Raw genomic sequence first — 4,790 nt, 5'->3', positions numbered from 1 at the left:
GACTTACAAAGCATAGCAAATGCTAAATTCGAAGATATTATAAAATAGCACTAAAAAGGAGGATTAGTGAAATCCTCCTTTTTTATATATTAGAATTTTCAATTACAGAATCTAAATGAAAAATTCTGTTGCTACATATAAAGCGGAAAGTCCAACTAACCCATAAACTATTCTACTAATAGTACTTATATTACCAAAATTTCCGCCTCCAGCAAGTAAAGCTGCAACTAAATCAAATTGTATTAAACCTACTAGCCCCCAGTTAAGCGCACCGATAAGTACAAGAATAAAAGCTATATTATAAATTAAGTCCATTTTTCCATCCTCCATTAAATTATTTGATTATATACTATAATTAACATATAAAGGTTTTTTATACTATATTTGAATATATTGTAAATTTAAATCGCATAATTAAACTATGGTAAATTAATATTGTTTAATAAATTATTTAAAATATAAATAATTTATTTTATAAAAATAGTATGAATTAAAAATGTAGGTAAAAACATTAAACTCTTGTTAAAAAACAGAAAAAATGATAAAGTTTAAGTATAAAAACGAATATTAAAAGTTAAAAGATGGGAGATGTTCGAGTGAGGATAATAAAATCTCATGAAATAACAGAAAAAGTAAAAAAAATATGTATTGAAGCTAATATTTATTTAGGTGAAGATGTAGTAAATACAATAAATAAAAGTCTAGAGATTGAAGAAAGTCCATTAGGTAAAAATATATTAAATACATTATTGGAAAATACAAAGATAGCAAAAGAAAAGAATATACCTATATGTCAAGATACTGGAATGGCTGTGTTTTTCGTAAAATTAGGTCAAGGTGTTATTGTAGAAGGTGATACCATAGAAGATGCTATAAATGAAGGTGTTAGACAAGGATATGAAGAAGGATATTTAAGAAAATCTGTTGTAGATCCAATAACTAGATTGAATACAAAAGATAACACTCCTGCAATTATTCACTATGAAATAGTAAAAGGTGATAAAATTGTTATAGAGTTTGCACCAAAAGGATTTGGTAGTGAGAATATGAGCAAATTAAAAATGCTTAAACCGTCAGATGGGATAGATGGAATAAAAAAATTTATAATAGAGACAGTGTCAGAGGCTGGGCCAAACCCATGTCCTCCAATAGTAGTTGGAGTTGGTATAGGAGGTACAGTTGATAAATGTGCTCAAATAGCTAAAAAAGCTTTGTTTAGAAATATAGGTAGTTATAATGATGATGTAAATATAGCAAATTTAGAAAAAGAATTATTAACTGAGATAAATAAATTAGGTATAGGACCTCAAGGTTTAGGAGGTAATACCACAGCACTTTCAGTACATGTAGAAACATTTCCTACGCACATAGCCGGTCTACCAGTTGTGGTTAATATAAATTGCCATGCATCAAGACATAAAAAAGCTATGATATAGGGGGGATAGAAATGATAAATATACAAATGCCACTTAGTGAAGATAAAGCAAGAAAATTAGAATGTGGAGATGTAATCACATTAAGCGGGACGATTTATACAGCTAGAGATGCTGCACACAAAAGATTAATAGAGTGTATAAATAATAGTGAAGAACTTCCATTTAATATAGCCGATCAAGCTATATATTATGTAGGTCCAACACCTGGCAAACCAGGTGATATAATAGGATCAGCAGGTCCTACAACAAGTTATAGAATGGATGATTTAACCATTCCTTTGCTAGAGCGTGGTCTTAGAATTATGATAGGTAAAGGAAAAAGAGATGAAAAAGTAATACAGGCAATGCAAAAACATGGAGCAGTATACCTTGCAGCTATTGGTGGTGCAGGCGCATATATTTCGAACTCAATAAGGGCTTGTGAAATTATTGCATATGATGATTTAGGTGCAGAAGCAATAAGAAAGTTAGAAGTAAAAGATTTACAGTTAATTGTAGCGATAGATAGCTATGGAAATAATATATATGAAAAAGGAAGAGAAGCTTATGCAAAGTAGAGCGTAGGCTATGGAGGTTAAAAATGTCTAAAGATTATTCACAACTAGCACTTCAAATGCATGAAGAGAACAAAGGGAAAATAAGTGTAGAGAGTAAGGTTAAAGTAGAAAATAGAGATGATTTATCTATAGCATATACACCAGGAGTTGCACAACCTTGCAGAGAAATACATGAGAATAAAGAAAACACATATAAATATACATCTAAAGGAAATATGGTTGCAGTAGTTAGTGATGGTAGTGCTGTTCTTGGATTAGGTAATATAGGAGCAGATGCATCTATACCAGTTATGGAAGGCAAAGCTATATTATTTAAGCAATTTGCAGATGTAGATGCATTTCCAATATGCTTAAAAACTAATGATGTAGATGAAATAGTTAATACTGTTAAATTAATGGAACCTGTATTTGGAGGAATAAATTTAGAAGATATAAGCTCTCCAAGATGTTTTGAGATAGAAGATAGATTAAAGCAAGAGTTAGATATACCAGTATTCCATGATGACCAACACGGAACAGCTATAGTAGTTGCTTCTGCAATAATTAACTATGTAAAGTTGACTAAGAAAAGAATGGAAGATTTAGAGGTCGTAATAAATGGACCAGGAGCTGCAGGTATGGCGATAGGAAAAATACTATTAAGTATGAAGGTTAAGAATGTAATATTCTGTAATAAACAAGGTGCTCTTAGTGAAGATATGGACGATTTAAACTGGGCACAAAGAGAAATGATTGATATAACTAATATAAGAAATGAAAAAGGTACATTAAAAGAGGTTATAAAAGGCAAAGATGTGTTTATAGGAGTATCTGGACCTAATATGTTAACAAAAAAGATGGTTGAAACTATGGCTACAGATTCTATTGTATTAGCAATGGCCAATCCAACTCCAGAAATAATGCCAGATGAAGCCAAAGCTGGTGGAGCGCTTGTAGTTGGAACAGGACGTTCAGATTTTCCTAATCAAGTAAATAATGTTTTAGCATTCCCTGGGATATTTAGAGGGGCATTAGATGTTAGAGCAAAAGAAATAAATGAAGAAATGAAGATTGCAGCTGCATATGCAATAGCAAATACAATAGGAAATGAAGAAATTTCTGCAGACTATATAATACCAGATGTATTTAATAAGGATGTAGTAGAAAACGTAGCTAATGCTGTAAAAGAAGCGGCTATCAAGACTAAAGTCAATAGAATATAATGTTTAAAACAAAAGACTAGCAACTTTATTAAAGTGGCTAGTCTTTTAATATGAATTTAAGTAGTTTTTGCTAACATAAAAAGAGATGTGAAATCACATCTCTTTATGCTGACTATTTTAAAGAAGTTCCGTTTTCATTTTGAGTAATTAATCCTTTTTTCATTAAAACACCAAGGGCACGCTTGAAGTTCTTTTTACTAGTATTAAAGACTGTAGATATTTCTTCTGGAGAAGTCTTATCGTTAAATCTCATATTACCATCAGCACCTTCAAGATAACTCATAATTTTATTTTCAAGAGAATCTAGTTCATCTTTTCTATTTTGTCTAGGAGAAAGACCTAGTTTACCATCTTCATATATTTTTATAACGTTTAAACTTAGTTCGTCACCTATTTTTAATTCTGTAAAGTATTCGTTATGAAGTATAACTCCTGCATACTTATTATCAACGCATACCATTGCTGAATTATTAGTTTGGAATCCGTAAACTATACCTGTAACATTATCACCGATATTATAGCTATGGTCAGTAGTAAGATACCCATCTATATCAGTTGTAGCTGCTAATCTACCTGTTTTATCTAAATATATATAGAATAAGTATCTAGAGCCTTTTTCTAGTTCATAAGTTTTAGATTTGAAAGGAACTAATATATCTTTTTGAAGCCCTATATCTATGAAGCTACCTATTTTAGTATGAGCAACAACCTTTAAGTACGCTACTTCATTTACCTTAGCTTTAGGAGGTATTAAAGTTGCAGAAGGTCTACCTTCAGAATCTTTGTATATAAAAGCATCTACTGTATCTCCAACTTCAATTTTATTTTTATTAAGTAGTCTATTGTGAAGTAATACATCATCTTTAGTGTTGCCTGTTTTTGCATCTAAGAAATATCCGAAATCAGTTTTTCTTTTTACTTCAAGTTTATTAAAATCACCTATTTTTATCAAATTTTGCATCTCCTTAATTCTAATTATTGTTAATAGTTATAATTTAATATAATACCATATGTGAGAAATATATTATATACAAATATTTTGCACAGAATACTATTAAATTATTGAAAATAAGTATAAAAATAAGATGTGATTGCTATATGATAATAAATAATGAAAAACTAACATCTCAAATTATGGATGTTAGTTTTATATTACATAAAAATATAAACTTATTAAATGTAAAGATGAAAATATAATCATTTGATAGTTAGGGTTGAATTGGTAAATATAATCAAATGAAGCAATCTTAAGAGAGTATATAAAGGATTAAAATTAAATTTTTAAAATTAAATTATATAAATTAGATATACTAAACTTTATGAATATTAATATAAACACATTTAATTAAATAACTTGAATAAAGTGTGTAAAATACTATATTCATGAGTTTGAATAAAAAAATAAAAAAATTAAAAACTATTGAATTATAACGTGAATTTTTATATAATAAATTTTGATGTTTATATATTTTAAACATCATGTTTAGTTACAATAATAAATGAGCAGGAGGTGGGACTATGGACATTGGTGAAAAAATAAAAAGAATGAGGATAGAAAAACAACTGACTCAAGAAGAATTAGCAAATAGATGTGA

General features: G+C 29.0%; 5 protein-coding genes and 1 pseudogene. 4 read left to right on the top strand and 2 right to left on the bottom strand.

Going from position 1 to position 4,790, the window contains the following annotated elements; genetic code table 11:
- Window positions 1-111: 111 nt before the first annotated feature.
- Complete coding sequence (locus VLM92_RS02200) at window positions 112-315, bottom strand: DUF378 domain-containing protein (protein WP_325274718.1); 204 nt, start codon at window positions 313-315, stop codon at window positions 112-114.
- Window positions 316-596: 281 nt separating this feature from the next.
- On the opposite strand from VLM92_RS02200, the gene VLM92_RS02195 reads away from it, so the two are divergent.
- Genes VLM92_RS02195 through VLM92_RS02185 form a run of 3 tightly spaced genes read left to right on the top strand, consistent with a single transcriptional unit; the run spans window position 597 to window position 3,195 of the window.
- Window positions 597-1,436: a fumarate hydratase gene (locus tag VLM92_RS02195; protein ID WP_325274717.1), complete on the top strand. Its 840-nt coding sequence runs from the start codon at window positions 597-599 to the stop codon at window positions 1,434-1,436.
- 11 nt (window positions 1,437-1,447) lie between these two features.
- On the top strand, window positions 1,448-1,993 hold the full coding sequence (locus VLM92_RS02190; protein ID WP_325274716.1) for a Fe-S-containing hydro-lyase: 546 nt from the start codon (window positions 1,448-1,450) through the stop codon (window positions 1,991-1,993).
- Between the two features lie 23 nt (window positions 1,994-2,016).
- Window positions 2,017-3,195, top strand: a complete 1,179-nt coding sequence (locus VLM92_RS02185; protein ID WP_325274715.1) for an NAD(P)-dependent malic enzyme — start codon at window positions 2,017-2,019, stop codon at window positions 3,193-3,195.
- Between the two features lie 112 nt (window positions 3,196-3,307).
- Here the strand turns inward: VLM92_RS02185 and VLM92_RS02180 are convergent, their stop codons facing one another.
- Window positions 3,308-4,147, bottom strand: coding sequence for a CvfB family protein (locus tag VLM92_RS02180; RefSeq protein WP_325274714.1), 840 nt, complete (start codon window positions 4,145-4,147; stop codon window positions 3,308-3,310).
- Between the two features lie 566 nt (window positions 4,148-4,713).
- On the opposite strand from VLM92_RS02180, the pseudogene VLM92_RS17310 reads away from it, so the two are divergent.
- Window positions 4,714-4,790, top strand: a pseudogene (locus VLM92_RS17310) (Cro/Cl family transcriptional regulator); the annotation flags it as partial.

Origin of the sequence: Romboutsia sp. (genome assembly GCF_035470145.1) — a bacterium.
Classification (GTDB): domain Bacteria; phylum Bacillota; class Clostridia; order Peptostreptococcales; family Peptostreptococcaceae; genus Romboutsia_D.
The sequence above is the reverse complement of the archived record's forward strand: the minus strand, read 5'-3'. Positions and strand labels throughout refer to the sequence as shown.

Coding starts and splice junctions, on each gene's coding strand:
- VLM92_RS02190 (WP_325274716.1), top strand. CDS start 1,448: ATGATAAATATACAAATGCCACTTAGTGAAGATAAAGCAAGAAAATTA.
- VLM92_RS02185 (WP_325274715.1), top strand. CDS start 2,017: ATGTCTAAAGATTATTCACAACTAGCACTTCAAATGCATGAAGAGAAC.
- VLM92_RS02200 (WP_325274718.1), bottom strand. CDS start 315: ATGGACTTAATTTATAATATAGCTTTTATTCTTGTACTTATCGGTGCG.